Below are 23,508 nucleotides of genomic sequence, written 5' to 3'. Positions count from 1 at the left end.
AGATGAAGGTGCGGCCGATGCGGTATTGGAAAAAGGCGAAGATGGTGAGGGTTTCTTCTTCGTAGGCGCGGGGCAGGGGACCGTAGGACGCACCCCGCCACACGGCGCGGATCGCTTCCTGGTCAAGTAGTGCCGAGCCCGAGCTTTCCATGAGCTGGACGCTCTGCACGCTGCCGTCGCGGCGCACCGTGACCTTGAGCAGGCAGGTGCCTTCCTCGCCGCGCTCGGCGGCCTTGCGCGGGTAATTCCACACGCCGTAGATGTTGTTGCGGAAACGCTGGAAGAAGGAAATCAGGATATCCTTTTCCATGTCCAGCCAGACGGCGTTGCCTTCCTCGACCTCGGCGCGGTACTTGCGGCGCAGCTGGCTTTCCAGGCGATTTTCCGTGGCCTGGGGCAGTTGCAGCAGTTCCTTCAGTTCGGGCAGGGGCTGGTCGGCGGCGGCCGTGGGCGCGGTTTCTTCCGGCGGGCCGGCGACGGGCGGGGCGGGCGCCTCGGGGGCGGGGCGCGTCACCGCCGGAGGCGCGGTTTGCTCGCGCGGCTGGGGCCGGGGTTCGGGACGCGGCTGCGGGCGCGGCTGGGTTGCCGGACGCGGCGGCGGCGCGGCCGTGGCGGGCTGCAGATCCTCGATGTCCTCGCCGCGTGGGGCGGTTTCGCGCACCACCACCTGATCCTCGGGACCCAGGCGCCGTGCCGGCTCCTCGCGGGGCTTTTCCGGCGCGGGCGGCGGCGGTACGTCGAGTTCCCGGGTGCGCGGCTGGGGACGCGGCTGGGGCGGACGCACCTCGACCACGACCGGCTCCTCGCGTTGCCGCGCGGGCTTGGGGCCCAGATGCGGCACCAGGAGCATCAGCAGCAGGTGGACAAGCAGCGACAGGGGAATGAACCACCACAGCAGGGTGGACTGTCGGGGGTTGAAATTCATAGATTCGGCAAAGTTCTATCCAGGTCGAAGGCAATGGGGCCGATTATACTCGAAGGCGCTACGCCGACACCAGTGGCGTTGGTGAAAATCGTGCATCGGGGCCGGGGCAAGGGGGGTTGACCACCTCGGGACCTTCGGCTATAAAGACGGATCAATGCATTTAAAACCCTGTTTTGGAGGAGGAGACTCGCATGCATTTGGTAGATCAGATCAAGACCAAGGCCCGGGCCAAGCTGCAAACCGTGGTGCTGCCCGAAGGCTACGACGACCGCATGATTCAGGCGGCGGGCACCATCGTCGCCCAGGGGTTGGCCAAGGTCGTCCTGCTGGGCGATCCCGAAACCCTGTGGAACAAGGCCAAGGAGTTGGGCTGCTCCCTCGACGGCGTGACCCTCATCGACCCGGCGCGCGCCGAAAAGCTCGAAAGCTATGTGGCCGCCCTGGTGGAACTGCGCAAGAAGAAGGGCCTGACCGCCGAGGAGGCGCGCAAGCTGCTGACCGGCAACGACAACCTCTACTTCGGCGCCATGATGGTGCGCCAGGGCGATGCCGGCGGCGCGGTGGCCGGAGCGTCCAACACCACCGGCGACGTCCTGCGCGCCGCTTTTCAGGTGATCGGCACCGCGCCGGGCATGAAGACGGTGTCCTCGGTGTTCCTGATGATCACCAAGACCCCCGAATTCGGCGAGAAAGGCACCCTGCTGTTTGCCGACTGCGCCGTCAATCCCAATCCCGATGCCCAGGCTCTCGCCGAAATCGCCGTCGCCACCGCCCGCAGCTGCAAGAGCTTTCTCGGCGTCGAGGCGCGCGTCGCCATGCTGTCCTTCTCCACCAAGGGCAGCGCCCAGCACGAGGATGTCGACAAGGTGCTGAAAGCTCTCGAAATCGCCAAAAGCCTCGATCCCCAGTTGCAGATCGACGGCGAACTGCAGGCCGATGCCGCCCTGTTGCCCAAGGTCGGGCAGAAAAAAGCCCCCGGCTCGACGGTGGCGGGCAAGGCCAACACCCTCATCTTCCCCGATCTCGACGCCGGCAACATCGGCTACAAGCTGGTCGAGCGTCTCGCCGGCGCCGAAGCCGTCGGCCCCATCATCCAGGGGCTGGCCAAGCCGGTCAACGACCTGTCGCGGGGCTGCTCGGTGGAGGACATCGTCAACGTGGCGGCCATCACCGCGGTGCAGGCGCAGGGCTGAGGGCGAGGCAAGAGAAAAGAAAAAAGGCCGGCAGGGACATCCCGCCGGCCTTTTTTCATGGAGAAGCGAACACCTATTTGCGCTGGAACTCGCGACTGGCGAAGGAGTAGCGGAAGTTCATGTGATCCGTGTAGGTGCCTTCGAGAATACCGACCACATCCTCGGTGAACACCAGTTCCTCGTCCGTGGGGATGACGAACACCTTGACCCTCGACTCGGGGATGGTGATGAGCGTTTCCGCCTTGCGCGTCATGGTGTTCTTGTTCTTCTCGCGATCGAGAATAATGCCCATGAATTCCAGTCCTTCCAGGGCCATTTCGCGAATCTGCCAGCCCATCTCGCCGACGCCCGCCGTGAATACCACGGCGTCGATGCCGCCGGTGGCCGCCGCGTAGGCGCCGATGTATTTCTTGAGGCGGTAGGCTTCGATCTTCAGCGCCAGGGCGCAGCGCTCATCGCCCTTGGCGGCGCCTTCGAGTACGTCGCGCCGGTCGGTGAACTGCCCGGTGATGCCCAGAACCCCGGATTTCTTGTTGAGAATGGAATCGAGTTCCTTGGGCGAGAGGTTTTCCTGCTGCTGGATGAACATGGGAATGGCCGGGTCGATGTCGCCGCAGCGGGTCCCCATCACCGCGCCTTCAAGAGGCGTCAGGCCCATGGAGGTGTCGACGGAGACGCCGCCCTTGATGGCGCTATGGGAGACGCCGTTGCCGATGTGCATGGTAATGATGTTGCAGTCCTTCGGATCCTTGCCGAGCAGGACCGCCGCGCGCTTGGATACATAGAGGTGGCTGGTGCCGTGAAAGCCGTAGCGGCGTACGCCGTATTTTTCGTACCAGTCGAAGGGCAGGGGATAGGTGTAGGCATGCTTGGGCATGGTCTGATGAAAGGCCGTGTCGAAGATGGCGACGTGTGGCACCTCGGGTAGCACCGAGCGGGCGGCTTCGATGCCGGCGATGTTGGGCGGATTGTGCAGGGGCGCCAGGTGCTGGACGTCCTTGATGGCGTTGAGGACGTTGTCGTCGATCATCACCGAGCGGGTGAATTTTTCTCCGCCATGCACCACGCGGTGTCCGACGGCGCTGATCTGCTTGATGTCCTGAACCACGCCGTACTGGGGATGAGCCAGCATCTTGATGATCAGGTGGATGGCTACCTGATGGTCGGGACATTCGTATTCTTCCCGGTAGGTTTCGCGCCCAGGCACTTCATGGACGATGAATGAATCGCCGATGGTGACGCGTTCGACCATGCCCTTGGCAATGACCTGTTTTTTCTTCCAGTCGAAGAGCTGGTATTTAACCGAAGAACTGCCGCAGTTGAGAGCCAGGATGTCCATGGAAAAAGTTCCTCCTCGTGGTGTGATCGTCCCGCAAAAGCCCCAAAAAAGACAAAACGGCGTTTAAGAATTCTCTCGGCCGTTTCCCCATGGCTTCCTTGAGGTTGCTGGAATCCTATTGAACAATGAAGGGAAAAGCTGAAAAAGACGTTATAAAAGATATATGAGCGACCCGGTGATTGCAAGGGATTTCCTGGCGCGCGCCGCGATGCCGGGGCCGGGCTTTGGGGTAGACAGGCGGGGCGGAGTTGGTGTAAAGTCGGCCAAAATCACCCAGAGGAGGAGAATCTCATGGCTCACACGATTACCGATGAATGCATCAATTGCGGTGCCTGCGATCCGACTTGCCCGGTCGAGGCCATCAGCGAGCAGGGCGACAAGCGCGTCATCGACGCTGCCACCTGCACCGATTGCGGCGCCTGCGTCGACAGCTGCCCGGTTGATGCCATCCAGGCTTAATGCAAGCCGGATTCAGTAGTAGGACGGGGGGCGGCTTAGGCCGCCCCCTCTTTTTCTCGCATCCCGCGCTCATCCATCTGACGGCAGTTGAAACTGACGGGCTGCTTTCGCACTGAAGGCAGGAGGCTCAAAGGCATGTTCGGACTCGGTACCACGGAACTCATCATCATTCTCGTGCTGGTTCTCATTATCTTCGGCGCCGGCCGGCTGCCCGACATCGGCAACGCCTTGGGCCGCGGCATCCGCAATTTCAAGAAAGCGGTGGATGCCAAGGATGAGATCGACATCACCCCCAAGAGCGACGAAAGCACGACGGATAAAAAAGACCAAGACAAATAGCCGTCGATCCCTGTCGCAGCAGGATCGGGTCAAAGAAAAAGCCGCCCCCTGGATTGGGGAGCGGCTTTTTTCGTGCCTGGTCGGAGCGGGAAGGTTGCGTTACTGATCAGCGGTAACCGGTCGGGAGTCGACGATCTCGACGGTAAATTCGCTCATGTTGGGCGGCAGGTTGCGAAACACGATGGTGAAGGGAATGGTTTGCCCGGGACGCACGTTGAGGTTGGAGAGCGTCTCGCCGAACTGGTTGTTCATAGCCTCCTCGATGCCGGCGTAGGGCAGGGTGCGCAAATCCTCGTCGCTGAGCGCATTGCCGCAAAAAACCGTCTGCTGCAAAATCGGTTTGCCGTCCGCGGCATAGACCACGCCCTTGACCTGAATGGCCGAGCGGGGCTCGGCAAACCGATTGACCGCCTGGCCGTGGATGACAAAGAGTTCGCCCGCTTCCTGGTTGGCGACGAACAGACTTTGCAACGCCCGCAGATCGATCCCCTCCTGGGAGCCGGGCGGCACCGCTTTTTCGCCCGTCAGCCCGAGAATCAACTGCTCAAAGGCTTGCGGGCCTTTTTGCCAGAAGAGATAGCCGGTGATGGCCGTCAGTACGATGAGCAGCACCAGCAAAAAGACCATCAGCGATGCGACCGGGCTTTTGCGGGGCGCGGGGCGTGCAATCAGGGGCGCGGCAGCCTCCTCCGCCCGGGGCGGCAAGCGCTCGGCGGCGCCGGCTGCGGGGGCCATGTCGGTTGCTTTGGCGCTCAATGCCGCATCGGCGGCCGCGGCTGCCGGCGCAAGCTTCGCGCTGGGTCTTGGGGGCAACTCGTCGGATTCATCGGCGGAGGAAAGAGAAAAATCCTCGTCGGAGAAGTCCCGGTCGGCCTCGGGCGCTTCACCGGCAACCAAGGCGATTTCCTCTTCTTCTTCCTCATCCTCGGTGAAGGTCGCGCCGAGGTCCTCGGCGGAAAAGTCGAAGTCTTCCTCTTCCTCGACGGGCGCTTGCGCCCCAGGCTCCTCGGGGGAGAAGTCGAATTCTTCCTTGTCCTCCGCGGGCGGGATCGCGCTCTGGTCCTCGGCAAAGCTGAAATCGCCGAGGGCGTCCTGGTCCTGCTCGGGAGGTCGGGCGCCCTCCGCGAAATCCTCATCCATGGCCTCGGTGAAGGAAAAATCACCGAATTCGTCGGTGCCTTCCTCCTCGGGGATTGCCTTGTTGAAATTGATGGCGTCCGGTTCCGTCGCGGGCACAACTTTCTCGAAATCCGGTGAGGCGGAGGTGTCGCGGTCGATATCAAAATCGCCGAGATCGAAATCGTCTCCCTGGGGTTCTTCGGCGGTGGAGCGTTCGGCTGTGCCAAAGTCGAAGTCGTCCTCGGGCTGTTGGGTCTCGGGCGAGGCGGGGCCGGCCGCGAAATCAAAGCCGCCGGGGAGTTCCGTTTGCGGAGCCGGAGCCTGCCGCGGAGTCTCCGCGGGCGGCATCGACGCGGGCGGCGCTTCGGTGGGCATTGCGCGGAAAACGGCTTGGCATTTGGCGCAGCGAACCTTGATGCCGTCGGGCTGCATTTTCTCATCCGCCATGCGAAAGCGGGTACCGCACTTCTCGCACTTGATGATCATGGCAAAGATGTCTCCTCGGGCTTGACCAGATAGATGTCGGCAAGCTGGCGGTACTTTTCGTCAAAATCCAGGCCGTAGCCGACGATGAACCCGTCCTCCATGCTGATGCCGACATAGTCGGCCTCGATGGCGACTTCCCGTCGGGCGCGCTTGTCGATGAGGGTGCAGATTTTCAGGCTGCGGGGTTCTTGCATGAGCAGTTTGTTGTAGAGAGCTTCCAGGGTGTAGCCGCTGTCGACGATATCCTCGACGATGATCACGTCGCGGTTACGGATCGGAGTTTCGAGATTGTAGCGAAACTCAACGATTCCCGAGGATTGGGTGTCCGAACCATAGCTGGCGAGGCGCACGAAGTCAACCGCCGCGGGGGTTTTCAAGGCACGCAGCAGATCGGCGGTAAACAGCAGGGAACCCTTGAGAACACTCACCAGAAGGATTTCGCGGCCGGCGTATTCCTCATCGATCCGCCCGGCGAGGCGTGCGATTTCGGTGGCGATGCGTTCGCGGGAAAAAAGCAGATCCATGTGCACTTCGGTCATGGAATCTCCATAAAATTAGATTTTAATAAAGATTGTTTTATAGCAAGATTCGCGCCTTCTGTCAATCCGTTCGTCCGGCGTTTGTTGCGGCGTTGCCCGGCGAAAGCGAAGGGTCTGAAGGGGTGGCGGCGCGTCCTCGGCTGTGCTAGAATCGCATCCGGGAATTTCAACCACGAACAGGAGGTGGGTGACGGATGCTGTCCCGCGTGTTTCTGATGTGCCTGATCCTCATGCTGCCCTGGGTGCCTCTGGTCGCGGCCCAGGAGCCGCGTTTCGAGATCGAGGTGTCCGATTTTGATTTCGGTACCGTGTTCGAGGGCGAGAAGGTGACCCGCACCTTTCGCTTTCGCAATGCCGGCCAGGCGCCCCTGACCATCGATCGGGTGCGTTCTTCGTGCGGCTGCACGGTGCCGCGTCTTTCGGCGGAGGTTGTCGCACCCGGTGATGTGGCGGAGATCGAGGCGGTTTTTGACACCTCGCGCTTTCGCGGCCGCCAGGTCAAGACCATCTATCTGTACACCAACGACCCGCGCCAGGAGGTGGTGCAGTTGACCATGCAGGGCGTCGTCGCGCAGATCATCGAAACTGATCCGGCGCGGATTGATTTCGGCGTCATCCGCAGCGGCGAAGTCAAGGAGGCCTTGGTGAGCCTGCGCAACCAGGGCAAGGAAAGCCTGTCCCTGGGTGAGATCAACCTCAGTCATCCTGACCTCAAGGCCACGCTGGACGCTCGGCAGCTGGCTCCCGGAGCCACGGCCACCTTGCGGGTTACCGCCGTTCCCACCCAGGAACGTGGTCGGCTGAGCGGCTATATCATCATTCCCACCAATCATTCCGGCGTGCCCGAGTTGCGCCTGCCCGTATTCGGCACCGTGACGCCCTGAAGGCGCCATCCGTACCTGATATCAAAAGCGCCCCTTCCGCCGAGGGGGCGCTTTTTTTACGCCCCGCCCGGCCGCAGGCGCTGTTCCAGGACGTCGATGATGCGGGATTCAAGGCGCTGGCCGGTGAGCTGATTGATTTCGCGCAGGCAGGAGGGGCTGGTGATGTTGACCTCCAGCACCTTGTCGCCGACGATGTCGACGCCGGCCAGCACAATGCCCTCGCGGCGCAACCAGGGGCCGAGGGTGGCGCAGATGCGCCGATCGCTGTCGGTCAATTCGCACGGCACGCAACGGCCCCCGGCATTGACGTTGGAACGAAAATCCCCCGCCGCCGGCACCCGCCGCACCCAGCCGAGAATCTCTCCGTCCAACAGCAGCACCCGCTTGTCTCCATCCCGAATTTCCGGAAGAAACCGTTGGGCCTGGAGGAAGCGCCGGCCTGAATCGGTCATGGCCGCGAGCAGCGGTCGCGCGTTGGCATCGCCCCGGCGCAATTCGTAGACGCCGTGGCCGCTGCAATCCTCCAGGGGCTTGATGACGATGTGCTGGTGCTCACGCAGAAAGCCTTCCAGGCGTCGCGCATCGCTGCTCAGCAGGGATTCTGGCGCCAACTCGGGAAACAGGGCCGGAATGAGCTTCTCGCAATGCAGGCGCAGCGCCTGGGGTGGGTTGATTTGCAGGATGTTCGACGGCAGGCGGTCGAGAATCAGGGTGGCGTGCAGGTAGGCAAGGTCGACGGGCGGATCCTTGCGCATGAACACCATGGCGGCGCGGCTCAGGTCGAATGCCTCGACGTCCGCGGGGGCAAGTCGGTCCTCATGGGCGATGAAGAGCGCCGGACGCGTCTGCGCCCAGGGCACGCCGTCGCGCAGGTCGAGGCCGTTGAGTGTCGTCCAGTAAACCGGGCGGCCGCGTCCCTGGAGTTCCCGCATCAGGGCCAGGGTCGTATCCGTCGGCGGATCGAGGCGCTCGGGTGGATCAATCACGAACAGGGCGGGCGCAGAGTTCATGGAATCCTCCGCTGCAGGTTGAAAGAGGCGTGGCGACGTCTATAATGTTAAGCGTTTTGCTCTGTTTTGCCAGCGCCTGCCACTTTCCGAACGATCAGCAAGGAGGACGAATGGACACCGGGTCCAAGGATTTTGCCCGCCGGCGGGCTCTGCTCGCCACGCTGCTGGCGGGCATCGGTGCGGTTCTGACGGGCGCGGCCCTGTATCCTGTCTGGCGATTTCTTGCGCCGCGCAAGGGGGCCGAGGCCCAGGACCAGGTGGCGCTGTCCCGTGATCAGGTTCCCCTGGGCGGCGCGCACTTCTTTAACTTTCGCGGCCGCCCGGCGGTGGTGCTGCAGACCCGCGCCGGGCACTTCACCGCCTTTTCCGCGGTGTGCACCCACCTCGGTTGCGTGATTCAATGGCAGGCCGCCGAACAGCGCTTTCTCTGCCCCTGCCATGCGGGGCTGTTCTCCGCCGAAGGCGCGGTGCTCGGTGGTCCACCCCCGCGACCTCTCGAGAGTCTCGCCGTTAGCCTGCGTGATGACCAGATCCTGGTCGGATAGGAGCCTTCATGTCCCTGCGCAAAACTCTCGTCGACTGGCTCGATATTCGCCTGGGCATCCGCGATCTCCTCGAACAGAACCTCACCAACTATCTGCTGCCGCGCAAGATCAATATCTGGTACACCCTGGGCGCGGTACTGCTGACCCTGTTCGGTTTGCAGTTCGTCACGGGTATCCTGCTGCTGGTCTATTACGTTCCTGATACCGAACAAGCCTTCGCCAGCGTGCAGGCTATCATGAACGAGGTGCCCTACGGCTGGCTGATCCGCAATCTGCACGCGGTGGGGTCCAATCTCATCGTCGTCGCCCTGCTGCTGCACATGCTCTCCGTGCTGTTCATGAACGCCTACAAGAAGCCGCGCGAGCTGACCTGGCTATCGGGCTTTCTGATTTTCAACCTGACCTTGGTGCTGTGCCTCACCGGCTATCTGCTGCCTTGGAGCCAGCTGTCTTTTTGGGCGACCACCGTGGCGACGGAGGCGCCGGGGGCAATCCCGGTCATCGGCGATGACATCGTGCGCTTTTTGCGCGGCGGCGCCATGGTCGGCGACGCCACCCTGGGGCGGTTCTTCGCCCTGCATGTCATGGGCTTGCCCCTGGTGTTCGGACTGCTGGTGGGCGTGCATCTGTTCTGCGTGCGCCGCGCCGGCATCTCGCGGCCGCCCTTCGGAGAGGATTATCAAGGCGAGCCGCCGCGTTACACCTTCGAGCATGAGCATCATCCGGGGGGCATTCCTTTTTTTCCCAATTACGCGGTCAAGGATGGCGCGGTCATCTGCTTTTTTCTTGCGGTACTCGCCGTCCTGGTGTTTTTCGCTCCCAATCTGTTCATCCCCCCATCGGCCTTCGAGCCTGCCGATCCCTTCGTCACGCCGCCGCGCATCAAGCCGGAATGGTATTTCCTCTGGGCCTATCAGACCCTCAAGGTCTTTCCCAGCGAACTCATCGGTCTGGGCATCCAGGGGGTGCTGATGACCCTGCTCGCGCTCTTGCCGTTTCTCGATCGTTCGCCCGAGCGTCGCCCGGCCAAGCGGCCCCTGTTCCTGGTCTGCTTTGTCCTGGGCATTCTGGCGTTCGTCGGCATTTCCGTCTGGGGGCATCTGTCATGAGGACGCATCTGATGAGGCGCATGGGACTGGCGGGGCTGTTGATCCTCGGGTTGCTGGCGGCGCCCCTGGCGGTTTGGGCCGATGAGGGAAGCTGCATCCAGTGCCATGCCCCCCAGCCCGGAGCCTTGGGCGAGCCCGTCGCGCTCTGGCGGGGCAGCGTCCATCAGGGCAACGGCATTTCCTGTCACGGCTGCCATGGCGGCGATCCGACCCTGATGAGCATGGAAGCCATGAGCCCGGAGCGTGGTTTTCTCGGCGCTCCCGAGGATTCCGCGGTGCCTTCCTTCTGTGGGCGCTGCCATGTGGGAGTGGAGGAGGATTATCGCGCCAGCGCCCATGGCCTGGCCTTGGGTGAGGGCGGGCCGCAATGCGTGACCTGCCACGGCAGTCACGCGGTGCGGGTGGCCGGCCTTGATCTGATCAATCCGCAGGATTGCTCGCGTTGCCATGACTATGGCCGCGCCGGGGAACTGCGCACGGCCATGGAGCAGACCGAGACCCTCATTCTCGCGCTGGATGCGGAGCTTAAGCAACTGCGGCGCATCGGTATCGCCGTCGAGGACTGGCAAGGGCGCTTGTTTGCCCTGCGCAATGATTTTCACCGCCTCTTTCACAGTGTCGATGTGGACAAGGTGCGCCGCCAGACCGATACCTTTCAGGCGAAGCTGGCCGGGATGCAGGATGAGGTCGCGGAGCTGCGCGCCGAATTGAACCAGCGCAAGTGGATCGGCGCCGGAGTGGTAATTCTGCTGCTCGCGGCGAGCGGGCTTTTCGCCTTGCTGCGGCAAAGCTATGGCCGCCAGGAAAACACCGAATAATTTGGATTGAAGCCCATGCCTTTGGCCATTCCGCCCCTCACCGCCGCCCCCTCGGTACTGCTGTCCCAAGTGGGGCTGGGTTTGGCCCTGAGCGTGCATCTGGCGCTTGGCGGGTTGCTGCTGGCTGGAATGCTCACGGCATCCCTGGCGGTTTTCTGGCGGCGCGGCGCCACGGACGCCTGGCAGTTGGCGGGTGCCCTGGCGACACGCCTGCTGCCGACGCGCGCCTTCACCCTGCTGCTGTTTCTGAGCGCGGCGCTGGTGGCGCTGCTGGCCCAGGCGGCCTACCGCCCCGACTTGGCGGTGTTCTGGTGGCTTCCTGGTCTCGCTCTATTGGGCGTGGGTCTGCTCGGCGGCGAGGCCTGGCGCCGGCGCCTGCGGGTCGCCGACGGTTCCGACGCCCTGCTGCAAGGACTCGCCCTGGGTAGCTGCCTGCTGTTGCTGGGGGGCTACTTTCACCTGTTCTGCATGCTCAGCCTGCTGACGATGCCCGGCACCTGGCCGGTGCTCGACGTGCTGCCCCAACTGCTGCTGTCTTGGAGTGCCCTGTTTGCCTGGGGACAGTTTCTCTGCCTGGCTTTTGCTCTGTGCGGGGCGCTGCTTCTGCCGTCCGGCGGCGGCGCGGAGGTCAGGGAGCGGGCCGGCGAAGGACGGCAGCGGCTGAGGCTGGGCACGGCCTTGCTCGCCCTGTTCCTGGCGGCGCTGCCCCTGCCCCTGGTTCTGGAGTTGCTGGTGCTGCCCGGACCGGCCCTGTCCGTCGCGGCCCTGGTGCTGGCGGCTCTGCGGCTGACGCTGGCGGCGCTGATTCTTGTTGTGCTGCTGCGTTTCTGGACCGCACCGCGCCCGAGCCGCCTGCGACCGGTCCTCATCGGCGGCCTCGTGTTGCTCTTCGGCCTGCTGGCTGTGCAGGGTGAGGTGCAGCGCGACCGAGCCCTGGCCGAGCATGTTCCGGCGCGCGCTGCCGGTCTGCGGCCCACCCCCGTGCCGGTGGTGCAAGCCGAGGAACCTGCCCTGGGCGCGGCGGAGCCGGCCGTCACGGCCGAGGCGCCCGTCGCTGACCGGTTGGCCCGCGGCCGCGCGGTTTTAGAGACGTCCTGCAAGGGGTGCCACGCCTTCGACCGACGCCTGGTCGGGCCGCCCCTGGCCGAGGTCCTGCCCAAGTACGCCGATCAGCCTGAGAGGCTCGCCGCCTTCATCGCCGACCCGCTGCCCGTGGACTCCGCCTATCCGCCCATGCCGCGCCTGGGACTGCCGGCCGACGACATCGCGGCGGTGAGCGCCTATCTGCTGCATCGCCTGAACAATCCGGGGGAGGAGCGGCCATGAGTCTGTCCCCCGCCCAGAAAACCACCCTGCGGCGCCTGGCCCTGGCGGCGCTCATTCTCGGCCATTTCGGCTTTTTCATCCTGGCGGTGGGGGTGGTCGGCCTGTACCGCGCCGGGCAGTTGCCGCCTCCGCCCCAGCCCATTGCCTTTCCTCATCCGACCCACGTTCTCGGCCTGGGGCTGGCCTGCAACTTTTGTCATGAAACGGTCGAGCAGGCACGCGGCGCCGGCGTGCCGCCCGTGGAAAAGTGCCTGACCTGCCACCGGCAGATCGCTCGAGAGCGGCCCGAGGTGCAAAAGCTACTCCGTTACTGGGACGAGCAACAGCCCATCTCATGGGTGCGTATCCATCAATTGCCCGAATTCATTTATTTTTCCCACAAGCGCCATGTCAAGGCCGGGGTGGGCTGCGACAGCTGTCACGGCCCCGTGGCGGTGATGACCGAGGTGCGCCAGGTGCGCACCCTGAACATGGGCTTTTGCGTCGGCTGTCATGTGAAAAGCGGCGCGTCCCGCGACTGCGCCATCTGTCATCAGTAGGGGCGGCCGCACTGCCCTTGCGGAAACCGGAATCCATGGAACGACGAAACTTTCTCAGACTGCTCGGCTTTTTCGGTAGCGCCCTGTTGCCCGGTTGCCGCAAGGAGGGGACGCACGGCACCCTCATCTCGCAGCTGGTGCCGCCGGGCGATGGCGTGATGCCAGGCGAAGCCCAGTGGCGTGCCTCCACCTGCAACGAGTGCCCGGCCCACTGTGGCCTGCTGGTGCGGTTGCGCGAGGGGCGGCCGGTCAAACTCGAAGGCCATCCCGACCACCCCCTGAGTCGTGGCGGCCTGTGCCTGCGCGGCCAGGCCGGCCTGGAGCGGCGCTACCATCCGCGCCGCGTGCTTGCGCCGCGCCGCAAGGTTGACGGCGTCTGGCGCGATCTGACCTGGGAGCAGGCCTGGGACCTGCTGGCGGACGCCCTGCATCAAGACCGGCAGGCCGGGCGCCGCTCGGTGTACCTGGCCGGGCGCACCACCGGCAGCCTGAGCGGTTTGATCGCCGAGACCTGTCGCGCCGTCGGCCTGGAACGCCTGCCGGAAAGCGAGCTCTACGCCCATGCCAACCTGCGTGCCGCCCATGACCTGCTCTTCGGCCGCGCGGAGCTGCCGCAGTGGCAGTTGACCTCCGCCGATCTGCTGCTGACCCTGGGCGCCGATGTGCTCGAAACCTTCGTCCAGCCGGTGGCCTTCGCCGGCGCCTTGAGTGAAGCCCGCCAGAACCCGGAGTTTGCCTGGTGGCACGCCGAACCTCATCTGTCCCTGAGCGGCGCTAACGCCGACCGGCATCTCGGCCTGCGCCCCGGCAGCGAGGCGAGGCTGCTGCGCTTCCTGCTGGCCGGCCTGGTGGCACGCTCACCCTGGCGGGAGCGTTTGCCCGAGGACCTGCGCGGCCTGGCGGTATCTCCCGATTTGCCCGGCACCGCGGCGGCCACCGGCCTGGAGGCCCAGCGCATCGAGGAACTGGCCGAGGCGTTGCGGCAGGCCGAGCGGCCCCTGGTGCTGGCGGGCGGCAGCGCCACGGCCCAGGTCGGGGGGCTGGAGACGGCGGTGCTGGCGGGCCTTCTGCAACGGCTGCTGGATCCCGAGGGCGCGCGCCTGTCCTTCGCGCGCGGGCAGAATTACGCCGCCCTCGGCACCCTCAATGATCTGCGTGGACTGGCCGAGGCGCTGGCGGCGCGGGAGATCGGTGTGATTCTGGTCGCGCGCTGCAATCCGGTGTACAACAGCCCCGACGCGTTCGCCTTCGGCGCGGCCTTGGCGGGGGCGGGACTGCGCGTGGCGCTGGTCGATATGGAGGATGAAACCAGCGCCGCCGCCGACCTGCTGTTGCCCCTGGCTCACGGCCTGGAAACCTGGGGGGATGCCGAGCCGGTCGCTGGGGTGTTGTCCCTGTTCCAGCCCCTGGCCGAGCCTTTTGGCGAGGCGCGCGGCGAAGGCGACATGCTTCTGGAACTCTGGCGGCGGTTGCGCCCCGACGCGCCACCGGCGGCGCGGAGCTACCGCGATTACCTGCTCGCCGCCTGGGAGCAGCGCCTCGTTGACCAGCAACTCGGGGATCTGGCGCGGCAGGGCTGGGTGGAATTGCCCGCATCGGCGGAGTCGGCGCCCGCCCTGCGGGCTAGCGAAACAGCCGCCGTTCTTGGGACCGCCCAGGGGCCCGCCGCGACGGCCACCCCGGGTCTGCTGCTGACGCCTTCCCTGCGCCATTTCGACGGGCGCGGCCGGCCTTTGGCGCTGCTTTCCGAAATCCCCGAGCCCCTGACCACCATCAGTTGGGGCCAGTGGCTGGCGCTGTCCGAGGCGGATGCCCGGAACTGGCGCCTCAAGGAGCAGGATGTGGCGGAATTGAGCCTCGGCGGCTTGCGCCTCGCCCTGCCGGTCAAGATCCAGCCTGGCCTGGCCGCGGGTGTGCTGACGGTCTCGCGGGAGGCCCTGGCGGGCTTGCCCTTCGCCGCCGATGAGCACACCGGGGAATTGCTCGCCTGGCGCGACATCGGCCAGGTGCGGCGCGTCGGCCGCGAGCGCCTGCCGATCCTTGCGGGCTCGACCTCCCAGCACGGGCGCGGCATCATTCCCGACCCGGTGCATCAGGACGCGCACCCGGTCGCGACCCGCTCCGAACTCTACCCCGAGCACGATCATGCCCACTACAGCTGGGCCCTGGTCATCGACCTCGACCGCTGCACCGGCTGCAGCGCCTGCGTGGCGGCCTGCTACATCGAAAACAACGTGCCGGTGGTGGGGCGGCGCGACCATCTCAAGGGGCGCGAGATGTCCTGGCTGCGCATCGAACCCTATTACGACAGCGGCCGTCCCCAGTTTCTCCCCATGCTCTGCCAGCACTGCCACTACGCGCCCTGCGAGCCGGTATGCCCGGTGTACGCCGCCTATCACAACCCCGAGGGGCTCAACGTCCAGGTCTACCAGCGCTGTGTGGGCACCCGCTACTGTTCCAACAATTGCCCCTACAAGGTGCGCCGTTTCAACTGGTGGGAGCATCGCCGCGAGGCGCCCCTCGACCAGATGCTCAATCCCGATCTGGTCGCGCGCGACCGGGGGGTTATGGAGAAGTGTACCTTCTGCATCCAGCGCATCCGCGTTGCCCGCGACCGCGCCAAGGACAAGGGGCGCCTGATCGCCGACGGCGAGGTAGTGCCCGCCTGCGCGCAAAGCTGTCCGGCGCGGGCCATCAGTTTCGGCAACCTGCGCGACCCCGAGGCGCGGGTCAGCCGGCTGATCGGCGACCTCGACCCCCATCGAGTCTTTGCCGGACTGGGCACCGAACCTTCGGTATACTACCTGGGATGCAGGAGGCCGGCATGAGCCAGGAACCCGGATTGAACGCCGGCCCAAACCTCGCCCCGGCCGAACGCCTGGAGCGCACCGTCCTGGCCGCCATGAGTCGACCCAGTCTGCGCTATCTGGGGGCCTTAGGGCTGTGCGGGCTGCTGGTGCTGATGCTGTTTGCAATCTGGGGGGTGATCATCTGGCAGGGAATGGGAATAGCCGGCATCAACCATCCAGTCAGTTGGGGTGTGTTTATCACCAATTTCGTCTTCTGGGTCGGCATCGCCCATTCGGGCACCCTGATCTCGGCGGTGCTCTACCTGTTCCGCGCGCGCTTTCGCACCAGCTTCAACCGCGCCGCCGAGGCCATGACGCTCATCGCCCTGAGCGTGGCCGGACTTTTTCCCCTGATTCACCTCGGAAGGGTGTGGATCTTCTACTACCTGCTGCCCTATCCCAGTGAGCGCCTGATCTGGCCCAATTTCCGCTCGCCGCTGGTGTGGGACGTGTTCGCGGTCACCACCTACATGCTGGTGAGCGCGGCGTTTTTCTATATCGGCCTGCTGCCCGACCTGGCCATTCTGCGCCGCCGCCTGCAGGGCTGGCGCAGCCGCGTCTACGGCTGGTTGTCCTTGGGCTGGAGCGGCAGTCTCGACGAGTGGCGCCACTACAACCGCGTCTATCTGTTTCTCGCCGCCTTCGCCACGCCCCTGGTGGCCTCGGTGCATTCCATCGTTTCCTGGGATTTCGCGGTGAGCATCGTGCCCGGCTGGCATACCACCATTTTCGCGCCCTACTTCGTGGCCGGAGCGATTCTCTCGGGCAGCGCCATGGTCTTCACCCTGACCATCCCCATGCGCCGCATTCTCGGGCTCGAGGCCTATATCCAGGTGGATCACTTCGAGGCCTTGGCCAAGATTCTGCTCTTCACCTCGCTGATCGTCAGCTATTCCTACATCTGCGAGACAGCCCTGGCCTGGTACCACGGCAATCTCTTCGAGATGGAGCAGTTTCGCTACCGCTCCTTCGGCGACTACTGGTTTCTCTACTGGATCATGATTCTGTGCAATTCCCTGCTGCCCCTGACCCTGTGGCGCAAGTCCTGGCGGCGCAACCTCCGCTGGCTGTTCATCCTCTCGCTGCTGGTCAATGTAGGCATGTGGCTGGAGCGCTTTGTCATCATCGTCAATTCCCTGGCGCGAGAATACAGCCCCTATGCCTGGGGCACCTACCAGGTCAGCCTGGCGGAACTGGGCATCACCCTGGGTTCCTTCGGCCTGTTTTTCGCCATGTTCCTGCTGTTCTGCAAGCTGCTGCCGGTTCTCTCCATGACCGAGATCAAGGAGCGCCTGTGATGGAGCCCATGCAGGTTTTTCACGATCGCGAGGAATTTCTCGCCCGGTTGCGCGAGTTGCGCGACGCGGGCCACGGCTGGCGGGATCTGGACATCCACATGCCCTTCCATGTGCACGAGGTGGATGAAATATTTGCCCTGCCGCCCGGCGGCGTGCGCTTTTTCGCCCTGGGCGGCGGCGTGCTGGGCTTTGCCGGAGGGTTGGCCTTCGTCTGCTACACGGTGTTGTCCTGGCCGCTGATCACCGGCGGCAAGCCCATCGTCTCGGTGCCGCCGTTTCTGCTCATCGCTTATCTGCTCACCATCCTGTGCGGTTCCCTGTGTGCCTTCGGCGGTTTTTTGCTGCTGGCGCGCCGCCCCGGTTTCGGCGAGGCCAGCGACGTCGATGCCCATGGGGACTGTTTCATGGTCCGCGTGCGGGAGGAGAAAAAACGATGATGCTGGTTACCTTCAAGCGGCGCGATCTTTACCTGCTGCTGCTCCTGGCGGCGGGGCTGGTGCTGCTCTTCGAGTACGGCAAGCTCACGCCCAACCGCGGCGCGCTGCTGCTCACCCTGGTGTTCTGGAGCGGCCTGGCGCAGGGCTGTCTCGCCCTGGCGGCGGCGGCCGAGTTGACGCGGGCGCGCTGGATTGCCTCCCTGCGGCGCGAGTTGCTCTGCGTTCATCCCCTGCTGCTGGTGCTGGCCTTGTTGTTTTTGTGCCTGGCGCCGCGCCTGGACCTCTATCCCTGGCACGAAAAACCGGGTCCCTGGCTCAACGGGCCCTTTTTCCTGGTGCGCAACCTGCTTCTGCTGCTCGCCGTCTGGTGGACGGGGCGACGCTTTGCTCTGAGTGCCGCGGCACGAGCGGAGCCCTGTCAGCGCGACGCGGTGTTGTTTCTTTTCGCATTTGTCGCCTGTCAGTCCCTGCTGGCCTTCGATCTGGTCATGTCCCTGGCCTATCCGTGGATGAGTTCGCTGCTGGGCGCCTACTTTTTCGTTGAAGCCCTCTACGCCGGGGTGGCCTTGGCGGCGCTGTTGTTTTTTGTACTGGGAGGGGGCAAACAGCGCCAGGCGCCGGAGGTGATCGGCGCCCACCACCGCGATGTCGCCCGGCTGCTGTTCGGTTTCAGCGTGCTCTGGGGCGGTCTGTTTTTCGCCCAGTTCCTGCTGCTCTGGTACGGCAATCTGCCGGAGGAAACCGGCTTCATCGTCGCGCGCCTGCAATCGGCGGGGCTACGCAACCTGGCCCTGCTGGTGATCCTCGCCTGTTTTGTCGCGCCCTTCATTGGGCTCATGGCGCGCCGCGTCAAGGAACGGCCGGCTCTGGTCGCGCTGGTGGCGCTGGCGGTGCTGGCCGGGTTGTTCGGGGAGCGGCTGTTCTTCATCCTGCCCGAGGCGCCATTGCACCTGGGCGTCACCCTTTTTCAGAATTTGGTACTGGGGATGGGATGGCTGGTCCTGGTCCACGGCCAAGGCGAGGTGCTGCCCGAAGCGGTAGGCGGGGAGGGGTAGGGGCGACCCATGGGTCGCCCAGGGCGAGGCAGTACCTCGCCCCTACGCGGGAAACAACGAAAGGCCCTGCGCAGAACAGGGCCTTTTCTGATGATGTAAGACGGAATCGTGCGCCTATTCGCGCACGTAGGTATCGATGTCGGTTTCATGCACCATGCCCATCAGGCGAGCGTATTCCGACTCGATGAGCTGATAATGGTGATGGGTCGACTTGGCGTTGGCCTCGTAGACCGCCTTGACCGCCGGATCGTCCATGCGTGCTGCCATGTCGCGCAGATGCTTTTCCAGGCGCTGTTCCTTCTCCATGGCCAGTTCCATGGCCTTGCGCTCGTTGAAGTCGGATAGCAGGGATTTTTCCAGGCCGCTCAGCCAGTCGCCGTGCAGATCGGCGGGCGTGTTGACGAAGGACTCGAAGTCGGGAATGTCGCCGCCCTTGTAAATGGCGAAAAACTGTCCCGCGTGTTCACGTTCCTCGCGTGCCAGTAGCTCGAAAAACTTTTTCGCTTCAGCGTTTTTCATCTTGGTGGCGCCCAGGGTGTAAAAATCCATGGCGCTTTTCTCGGTCAGAATCGACTTTTTCAACGCATCCTGCACATCGATTTTTTCAGCCATCCGGATCTCTCCTTTGCGGGAATTTGAAATGCGAAAAGAATACCATAGTTCCATGAAAAATCCGGCGACGCAGGGCAATGAAGTCTTGTCCAGCTTGCTCCGATGCACCAAGGAATGGGCGCAAAGCTGGTTGACAGCGAGCCTTGATGGGGTAACATCTTGAAGATTCGTTTTTTTCCGGCGCGGGGAGATGTTATGGCTACTGAGGAATTGTCGATCTGTCTTCATTCCGACCTGCTGCCGGTGGCCAGGCGGCGGGGGCGTGAAGATGTCGCGGCACGTATCGAGGCAGCACTCAAGCAGACCAACGAAGTTTTTCGCGACAAACTGTTCCTGCCGCTGACCCTGGGGTCCGGTCACGAATGGCGCGCCGTGCCCATGTCCTTGCCGGCGGCTTTTGAAATCGACCTGTTTCTGCGGCACCGTCTTTTCCCCTTGCAGATCACTACCGGCATCGGGCGCGGCGACCTGGGCGGCAATCTCCATGAAGGACTGGCCCGCCTTGCAGGTCCCTGCGTGCTTCGTTCGCGCAGGGCGCTTGAACGAGCGCGGCGTCATCGCGGCGGAACCTTCCTCGCAAGCGGCGATCCCCTGCTCGATGCCGGCGCCAACACCATTTCCCTGCTGTTGCAGACCCTTTTTGAAACCTGGACGCAAAAACAGCTCGAAGCCTATCTGGCCTATCGCCGCCACGGCACCGAAGCCACGGCCGCCGAGGCCATCGGCATCACCCAGTCGGCCCTGCATCAGCGGCTGGCGGCGGCACGCGCCAAGACCTACGAATTTGCCACCGCCCAACTTCTCTGGTTCGTCGATCATTTCCCCGCGATTTTCGATGAATCGGGATGTGCCGAAGCGAGTTGATCCGCGGTGAAGAAAATCCTGATCGTCGACGACCAGCCTGATATTTGCCGGCTGATTGAGGTGATCCTAGCCAGGGAGGGGCGCGTCTTCGTCCATGCGCCCAGTGGCGAGGACGGCGTGGCCCTGGCGCGCGATGAGCAGCCCGACCTGATCCTCATGGACCTGATGATGCCCGGGCGACTCGATGGCTTGCAGGCCATTCGCGCCATTCGCGCCGATGCCGCCATTCGCCCGTGCCCGATTATCGCCATGACGGCGCGCCAGTTCGATGCCAAGGACCGGGAAAAAGCCGAGAGCTATGGCGTGCAGGCCTGGCTGTGCAAGCCCTTTGTGATTCGTGAATTGCAGGAGATGGTGGACGGCCTACTGCGTTGAGCCGTTCAGGGTCTTTTTCAGGTCGTTGTAGGCGTGCTCCAGGTTGCCCTCGAGAAACTGGCGAAAACCGGCGTAATGCTCATAGCGGGGCAGGGAAAAGTGCTTTTTCGCTTCCTCCAGGGAATGGCCCTCCTCGATCAGGCGCAGCACTTCCGAGAGAAATGCCCGCAAGTAATTCTTGAACTCCGTCAGGTCGCCGCGATTGCCCACTGGCCCGTAGCCGGGAACAATCTTGTCGGCCCGTAGCCGCTCCAGGAATTCCAGCGCCAGCACCCAGTCCTCCATTTTTCCGTCGCCCAGAAAACCCGCCCCCTTGTTGTAGAACAGATCACTGGTGAAGAGGATGCCCGAATCGGGCAGGTAGACCACCGTGTCTCCCTCGCTGTGGCCGCGCTCCATGTTGGTGAGGATGATGGTGCGTCCGCCCATCTTAAGGGTCAATCCTTGATTGAAAAACATCACCGGAAAACGGATCTGCCGCGGTTCCGACTCCAGGGCCTGATAAGTCTGCCAGGACATGAGCACGTCCTTGCCCGGCGGAAAGTCGAGGTCGATATAGGAATAGCCGTGATGATGATGGCAGAGAATGAAGTAGCGAATGGGGTTGGGTGTGGTCGTGGCTACCACAGACATCAGGTCGCGAAGGGCCTCGGCGGTAAAGTGCGCGCCGGCGACGATGACCACGTCGCCCGCCTCGACGAAAAAGGCGTTGGAGGACGCCCGTCCCCCCGGTTGGGCGATGGCCGCGTACACCCCCTCGTCAAGCTTTTCCACCTGATAGCTGAGGGTGTTGGCCCAGGCGCCGGGCGCCCCGATGACCAACAGTAAAAACCAAAGTGCCGTGAAAAAACGCATGCGAACCGCCTCGCGCAAAAGTTGATGGCGCCGATTGTAACAGGGCTTTTCGCGGCCCGACAAGGGGTTCCGGACACAGAGCCAAAGGCGTGTTTTTGCGGTTGCAATTCCCCCACGGATAGGCTATACAAGGCAGTCCATGCGCGATTAGCTCAGTTGGATAGAGCGTTGGCCTCCGGAGCCAAAGGTCAGTGGTTCGAGTCCACTATCGCGCACCAATAATATCAAGGGGTTACGGCATGTGCTGTAACCCCTTGTTCGTTGTGTGACGTTTTTGTGACGATTCTGTGACGTCACAGAATCACTATTGACCATTGGATGGCTGAAAACCAGTGTTTTCGGTTGTCCAGCGGTCATCCCTAGAATGACCATTGGACGATCTGTAGAAAAAATGCCAAGCAGAATAAATAGTTATGAAATAAAAAATCATGCCAACATTATTTTGTCGACCTGGGCTTGCGCCTGGGTGGCGGGAATTGACCTTTGGCTTAAAAATTAGTGTATTCTTGCAAATACAGTTCGAGCATGTTGTTTTATGGATCGTGGGCTTTCAAATTTGCAAGGTGACCTTGATATTTAAATTCGGGTGGCGTTTCGTATTACAGGGGTTTTCGGAATAGCCAGATTCGCGCGACTCAATCTCCAAAAAATTACCGGGGCAAGAAACGGGACAAGTAGGCCTTTTGGCGGCCGCATAAAAATGCTTGACGCCGCAAGGCATGGTTGTGTATACAACTAAACTATGCCGTTTTCGTATGACCACAATCAATCCCTGGGATACCTGACCGGAGTTGCGAGCAGACTGCTGAGCAATCTGCTCGCCGTGCGACTCCACGAGGCAGGCATCGACATGACCGCCGAACAATGGGGAGCCATTATCGTGCTCCTGAACAGTGAGCCCATGACCCAGGGGCAACTTGGGGAGCGACTGCATCTTGAGAAATCAAGTGTGAGTCGCCTGACGAATGGACTTGAAAGGCGCGGCTGGATTGAACGTACGACAGGTCCGAAAGACAACAGGCAGAGAATCGTTACGCCGACCCCAAAGGCTCTGGAAACGGCGGAGCGATGTGCAACCATCGCCAGAGCAATTCTGGAAGAAGCTCAACACGGCATGGCAGAGGACGAAATGTTGGTTCTCAGGTCGCTCCTCTCACGCACCATAAAAAACCTGAGAGGACTGACCTGACCAACACGGACGATTCATATTGCGAAAATGGTTGCAGGTACAACTTGACTGCGAAACGCTTGCGAGCTTATCCCCCTACATGCCACGACAACATCAGAAGGAGAAAATATCATGATCGAGCAATCGATACTTGAGGAAACCAAAACATTTCTGAAGCATCTCGGTTTGAATGAAGATCCCATTGGCGTCTATTACGATGACAACAAACCGGAAAACGCGTTTGGCCCCAAGGCCGGCCCACCGATTTCGCGAGAACTGGAAGATCAGGGGCAGATTGACATGCAGGCGGTTTTTCAGAACTTCTCCTGCGTAATAGCCAACATCTGGCTGGCCAGGAGAAAACAGGGGGCTGCCTATATTTCTACGGAAGAATATGGATGCCCCGGCGGATCGTTCTACTGCTCCATGATGAAACCCAATCTCCGATTCATAGAGCACTACGTGACCACGGGCTTTGAGGGAACGCCCATTCATGGGGAACGGTATCTTCCCTCTCCCGAAGCCATGCGAAAATTTCTTGCCAAGGTCGACCCTCGCAAGGCCCCCGCAAAATACTGCATCTTCAAACCGTTATCGCTATTTTCTGGGGGCGAGAAACCTGAGTTCGTCATCTTCTTCGCCCGTCCCGAAGTGTTGACCGGTCTTTTCACCCACACGACATTCACCACCGGGGAGGTCGACAGTGTAGCTTCGCCTTTCGGAGCCGGATGCACTAACATTGTCGGCTGGCCTCTTCACTATCAGGAACAAGGTATGGAAAAAGCCGTGCTGGGCGGCTTCGATCCATCGGCAAGAAAATACATGAAAACTGACGAGCTGACGTTTACGGTCCCTTGGTCGTTGTATCAGAAAATGTTGAAGGCTTTGCCTGACTCCATATTCAACGTCGACGGCGAATGGAAGACCGTACGCAAAAAGGTGAATCGTAGTGCAAAAACTTGGGGGGAAGGAGTTTAACCTTTTCGAGAAGTGCTGAGTCTTTAGGCATTCTAATCCGTTACACGACCTCAAAATGCAAAAAATAAGGGGACCATCCTTCAAAGGCTGGTCCCCTTTATTATCCAGACTTTCCAACCCTGCGATTTTATGGGGGAGCGGATTTATTTTGAAGTGAGTCGTTTTTGCGTTCGGTCTATTTCAGGCTTTCGGTAAGAAAAGTGATGATCCTGTCCCAGGGGATGACGTCTACCCGATCGTACAAATCCACATGGCCGGCCTCTTTGACGACATAAAGCTCCTTCGGTTCTGCGGCCATTTCGTAGGCATCCTCACTGAAATACCGGGAGTGGGCATGTTCGCCAATGATGAAGAGGATCGGCCTGGGAGAAATGGATTCGAAATTTT

General features: G+C 62.5%; 25 protein-coding genes and 1 tRNA gene. 18 read left to right on the top strand and 8 right to left on the bottom strand.

Annotated elements, in window-relative coordinates; translation table 11 throughout:
- The coding region (locus QAT43_RS05645; RefSeq protein ID WP_305042072.1) for an energy transducer TonB at window positions 1-925 on the bottom strand (925 nt) is incomplete at its 3' end.
- A gap of 191 nt (window positions 926-1,116) precedes the next feature.
- Between QAT43_RS05645 and pta the strand changes: the two genes are divergently transcribed.
- On the top strand, window positions 1,117-2,118 hold the full coding sequence (gene pta, locus QAT43_RS05640; RefSeq protein WP_305042071.1) for a phosphate acetyltransferase: 1,002 nt from the start codon (window positions 1,117-1,119) through the stop codon (window positions 2,116-2,118).
- Window positions 2,119-2,191: 73 nt separating this feature from the next.
- Here the strand turns inward: pta and QAT43_RS05635 are convergent, their stop codons facing one another.
- Window positions 2,192-3,457 (bottom strand): acetate kinase, encoded by a 1,266-nt coding sequence (locus QAT43_RS05635; protein WP_305042070.1) that lies wholly within the window; start codon window positions 3,455-3,457, stop codon window positions 2,192-2,194.
- Window positions 3,458-3,748: 291 nt separating this feature from the next.
- Between QAT43_RS05635 and QAT43_RS05630 the strand changes: the two genes are divergently transcribed.
- Window positions 3,749-3,916, top strand: a complete 168-nt coding sequence (locus tag QAT43_RS05630) for a DUF362 domain-containing protein (protein WP_305042069.1) — start codon at window positions 3,749-3,751, stop codon at window positions 3,914-3,916.
- Window positions 3,917-4,051: 135 nt separating this feature from the next.
- Entirely contained in the window at window positions 4,052-4,255 is a 204-nt protein-coding gene (locus tag QAT43_RS05625; protein WP_305042068.1) for a twin-arginine translocase TatA/TatE family subunit, read from the top strand.
- Between the two features lie 99 nt (window positions 4,256-4,354).
- Here QAT43_RS05625 and QAT43_RS05620 read toward each other — a convergent pair whose 3' ends face one another.
- Both QAT43_RS05620 and hpt read right to left on the bottom strand, forming a co-directional pair.
- On the bottom strand, window positions 4,355-5,860 hold the full coding sequence (locus tag QAT43_RS05620) for a DUF3426 domain-containing protein (protein ID WP_305042067.1): 1,506 nt from the start codon (window positions 5,858-5,860) through the stop codon (window positions 4,355-4,357).
- Entirely contained in the window at window positions 5,857-6,399 is a 543-nt protein-coding gene (gene hpt, locus QAT43_RS05615) for a hypoxanthine phosphoribosyltransferase (protein WP_305042066.1), read from the bottom strand. Before hpt ends, QAT43_RS05620 begins: the two co-directional genes overlap by 4 nt.
- A 194-nt stretch (window positions 6,400-6,593) precedes the next feature.
- Between hpt and QAT43_RS05610 the strand changes: the two genes are divergently transcribed.
- Window positions 6,594-7,283 (top strand): DUF1573 domain-containing protein, encoded by a 690-nt coding sequence (locus QAT43_RS05610; RefSeq protein ID WP_305042065.1) that lies wholly within the window; start codon window positions 6,594-6,596, stop codon window positions 7,281-7,283.
- 56 nt (window positions 7,284-7,339) lie between these two features.
- Here QAT43_RS05610 and gshB read toward each other — a convergent pair whose 3' ends face one another.
- Complete coding sequence (gshB, locus tag QAT43_RS05605; protein WP_305042064.1) at window positions 7,340-8,293, bottom strand: glutathione synthase; 954 nt, start codon at window positions 8,291-8,293, stop codon at window positions 7,340-7,342.
- A 110-nt stretch (window positions 8,294-8,403) separates the two neighbouring features.
- Between gshB and QAT43_RS05600 the strand changes: the two genes are divergently transcribed.
- Genes QAT43_RS05600 through QAT43_RS05560 form a run of 9 tightly spaced genes read left to right on the top strand, consistent with a single transcriptional unit; the run spans window position 8,404 to window position 18,269 of the window.
- The gene (locus tag QAT43_RS05600) at window positions 8,404-8,838 is read left to right on the top strand and encodes a QcrA and Rieske domain-containing protein (protein WP_305042063.1); all 435 of its coding nucleotides are present in this window, start codon (window positions 8,404-8,406) and stop codon (window positions 8,836-8,838) included.
- A gap of 8 nt (window positions 8,839-8,846) precedes the next feature.
- Window positions 8,847-9,947: a cytochrome b gene (locus QAT43_RS05595; protein WP_305042062.1), complete on the top strand. Its 1,101-nt coding sequence runs from the start codon at window positions 8,847-8,849 to the stop codon at window positions 9,945-9,947.
- A gap of 11 nt (window positions 9,948-9,958) precedes the next feature.
- The gene (locus QAT43_RS05590; protein WP_305042061.1) at window positions 9,959-10,765 is read left to right on the top strand and encodes a cytochrome c3 family protein; all 807 of its coding nucleotides are present in this window, start codon (window positions 9,959-9,961) and stop codon (window positions 10,763-10,765) included.
- Between the two features lie 15 nt (window positions 10,766-10,780).
- Window positions 10,781-12,091 (top strand): c-type cytochrome, encoded by a 1,311-nt coding sequence (locus QAT43_RS05585; RefSeq protein WP_305042060.1) that lies wholly within the window; start codon window positions 10,781-10,783, stop codon window positions 12,089-12,091.
- The gene (locus tag QAT43_RS05580) at window positions 12,088-12,630 is read left to right on the top strand and encodes a cytochrome c3 family protein (RefSeq protein ID WP_305042059.1); all 543 of its coding nucleotides are present in this window, start codon (window positions 12,088-12,090) and stop codon (window positions 12,628-12,630) included. Before QAT43_RS05585 ends, QAT43_RS05580 begins: the two co-directional genes overlap by 4 nt.
- 35 nt (window positions 12,631-12,665) lie before the next feature.
- Window positions 12,666-15,458: a 4Fe-4S dicluster domain-containing protein gene (locus QAT43_RS05575; RefSeq protein WP_305042058.1), complete on the top strand. Its 2,793-nt coding sequence runs from the start codon at window positions 12,666-12,668 to the stop codon at window positions 15,456-15,458.
- On the top strand, window positions 15,455-16,777 hold the full coding sequence (gene nrfD / locus QAT43_RS05570) for an NrfD/PsrC family molybdoenzyme membrane anchor subunit (protein WP_305042057.1): 1,323 nt from the start codon (window positions 15,455-15,457) through the stop codon (window positions 16,775-16,777). Before QAT43_RS05575 ends, nrfD begins: the two co-directional genes overlap by 4 nt.
- On the top strand, window positions 16,777-17,214 hold the full coding sequence (locus tag QAT43_RS05565) for a quinol:electron acceptor oxidoreductase subunit ActD (RefSeq protein ID WP_305042056.1): 438 nt from the start codon (window positions 16,777-16,779) through the stop codon (window positions 17,212-17,214). The genes nrfD and QAT43_RS05565 overlap by 1 nt, the downstream gene beginning before the upstream one ends.
- A complete protein-coding gene (locus tag QAT43_RS05560; RefSeq protein WP_305042055.1) occupies window positions 17,211-18,269 on the top strand; it encodes a hypothetical protein in 1,059 nt (352 codons plus the stop codon). The genes QAT43_RS05565 and QAT43_RS05560 overlap by 4 nt, the downstream gene beginning before the upstream one ends.
- 114 nt (window positions 18,270-18,383) lie before the next feature.
- On the opposite strand, the gene QAT43_RS05555 is transcribed toward QAT43_RS05560, so the two are convergent.
- Window positions 18,384-18,881, bottom strand: a complete 498-nt coding sequence (locus tag QAT43_RS05555) for a ferritin-like domain-containing protein (RefSeq protein ID WP_305042054.1) — start codon at window positions 18,879-18,881, stop codon at window positions 18,384-18,386.
- 195 nt (window positions 18,882-19,076) lie between these two features.
- Here QAT43_RS05555 and QAT43_RS05550 point away from each other — a divergent pair, with 195 nt between their 5' ends.
- Window positions 19,077-19,745 carry a hypothetical protein gene (locus QAT43_RS05550; RefSeq protein WP_305042053.1) on the top strand — a complete coding sequence of 223 codons (669 nt, stop codon included), beginning with the start codon at window positions 19,077-19,079 and terminating at the stop codon, window positions 19,743-19,745.
- Between the two features lie 6 nt (window positions 19,746-19,751).
- Window positions 19,752-20,120 carry a response regulator gene (locus QAT43_RS05545; protein ID WP_305042052.1) on the top strand — a complete coding sequence of 123 codons (369 nt, stop codon included), beginning with the start codon at window positions 19,752-19,754 and terminating at the stop codon, window positions 20,118-20,120.
- Here QAT43_RS05545 and QAT43_RS05540 read toward each other — a convergent pair.
- On the bottom strand, window positions 20,109-20,975 hold the full coding sequence (locus tag QAT43_RS05540; RefSeq protein WP_305042051.1) for an MBL fold metallo-hydrolase: 867 nt from the start codon (window positions 20,973-20,975) through the stop codon (window positions 20,109-20,111). The genes QAT43_RS05545 and QAT43_RS05540 overlap by 12 nt on opposite strands.
- A 141-nt stretch (window positions 20,976-21,116) precedes the next feature.
- On the opposite strand from QAT43_RS05540, the gene QAT43_RS05535 reads away from it, so the two are divergent.
- From QAT43_RS05535 to QAT43_RS05525, 3 genes are all read left to right on the top strand, one after another.
- Window positions 21,117-21,193 (top strand) — tRNA-Arg (locus QAT43_RS05535).
- Window positions 21,194-21,825: 632 nt separating this feature from the next.
- Complete coding sequence (locus QAT43_RS05530; RefSeq protein WP_205748055.1) at window positions 21,826-22,164, top strand: MarR family winged helix-turn-helix transcriptional regulator; 339 nt, start codon at window positions 21,826-21,828, stop codon at window positions 22,162-22,164.
- A gap of 111 nt (window positions 22,165-22,275) precedes the next feature.
- Window positions 22,276-23,121 (top strand): DUF169 domain-containing protein, encoded by an 846-nt coding sequence (locus tag QAT43_RS05525; protein ID WP_092056516.1) that lies wholly within the window; start codon window positions 22,276-22,278, stop codon window positions 23,119-23,121.
- 175 nt (window positions 23,122-23,296) lie between these two features.
- Here the strand turns inward: QAT43_RS05525 and QAT43_RS05520 are convergent.
- Window positions 23,297-23,508, bottom strand: a 212-nt coding sequence (locus QAT43_RS05520) for an alpha/beta hydrolase (RefSeq protein WP_305042050.1), incomplete at its 5' end; no start/stop codon positions are given.

It is taken from the genome of Geoalkalibacter sp. (assembly GCF_030604225.1).
In the GTDB taxonomy this organism is placed as follows: Bacteria; Desulfobacterota; Desulfuromonadia; order Desulfuromonadales; family Geoalkalibacteraceae; genus Geoalkalibacter.
This window is presented reverse-complemented; position numbering and strand designations above follow the sequence as displayed.